1 protein-coding gene is annotated in these 1,329 nt (G+C 59.1%); it reads left to right on the forward strand.

Annotation, left to right across the window (positions count from 1 at the left end):
• Positions 1-71 precede the first annotated feature (71 nt).
• Entirely contained in the window at positions 72-1,088 is a 1,017-nt protein-coding gene (locus OE647_RS20070) for an IS110 family RNA-guided transposase (RefSeq protein ID WP_263723541.1), read from the forward strand.
• Positions 1,089-1,329: the final 241 nt, after the last annotated feature.

Below are 1,329 nucleotides of genomic sequence, written 5' to 3' on the forward strand. Positions count from 1 at the left end.
TTAATGGGATGGACGTCTCTCCCACCAACGGCAACGCTGGTCGCGAGATGCGGCCAACATGGGAGGAGAAGATGGCGATTGCATTCATGGGTATCGATCTGGCGAAAAGTGTGTTCCAGTTGCATGGGGCGGATCATGAAGGTCGGATGCTGATCAGCAAGCGTTTGCGAAGGGATCAGCTTTTGCCGGAATTGGCAAAGTTGCAGCCTTGCGTGATCGGGATCGAGGCTTGCACAGGGGCCTTCTTCTGGCAGCGTCAGTTTGAGAAGCTCGGCCACACGGTCCGGATCATTGCGCCGCAATACGTGAAGCCCTTCGTCAAGCATCAGAAGAACGACCGAAACGATGCCGAGGCGATCTGCACCGCGATGTGCCAGCCGAACATGAAGTTTGTGCCGCCCAAGAACGAAGAACAGCAGGACATCCAGGCGCTTCACCGCGCCCGCACCCGCCTGGTGAACCATCGCACCGCACTTGTCAGCCAGATGCGCGGCCTCCTGTTGGACCGCGGGGTCGCCATCGGCGTCTCGATCAGCCGAGCTCGGCGCGCCATCCCAATGATTATTGCTGATCTTACGAACGGTCTGACGGGGATGACGCGCGAGATCATTGCCGAACTTTACGAGTTCCTTGGCCAGATTGATGTGCGGATCAAAACCTTCGACCGCCGCATTGAGGCGGTCTTCCGGTCAAACTCCACCTGCCAGCACATCGCGCGCATCTGCGGTGTTGGTCCCAAAACCGCAACGGCCGTGATTGCCGCAGTCGGCGACGGCGCCGAGTTCAAGAACGGCCGGCATCTGGCTGCCTGGATGGGCCTCGTCCCCAGGCAGCACTCAAGCGGGAACCGACAGATCCTGATGGGCATCAGTAAACGCGGGGATCAGCACCTGCGAACCTTGCTGGTGCACGGCGCCAGATCCGTCGTGCGGGTTGCCGCGGGCAAGACTGACGCGCTCAGTCGATGGATCAATGCGCTGCGCGAACGACGCGGCATCAACCGAACGATCGTCGCCGTGGCCAACAAGAACGCCCGGATCATCTGGGTGATGCTGCGAAAGGACATGGAATTCCAGCCCGCAACTTGAGGCTGGGATAAGGATTGCAAGGAGATCCAAGAAATGTGACCGACCGGCAAGATCCGGTGTGTGAGGAACCTGGCTTTTATAATGGCCCATCGAGGCCGACCACTTGTCGAGGCTCACCGCGCGGAATTCCCATTTAGGCGCACCGAAATCCGGTGACGCCGGATAGATGTTCGCAACCTGGGAAAAACGGTTAGATCGGCTCGACGAAACCCTTGCAACGGGAGAGACGTCCATAGATGTA

Origin of the sequence: Albidovulum sediminicola, from assembly GCF_025751575.1 — a bacterium.
Classification (GTDB): Bacteria; Pseudomonadota; Alphaproteobacteria; order Rhodobacterales; family Rhodobacteraceae; genus Albidovulum; species Albidovulum sediminicola.

Coding starts and splice junctions, on each gene's coding strand:
- OE647_RS20070 (WP_263723541.1), top strand. CDS start 72: ATGGCGATTGCATTCATGGGTATCGATCTGGCGAAAAGTGTGTTCCAG.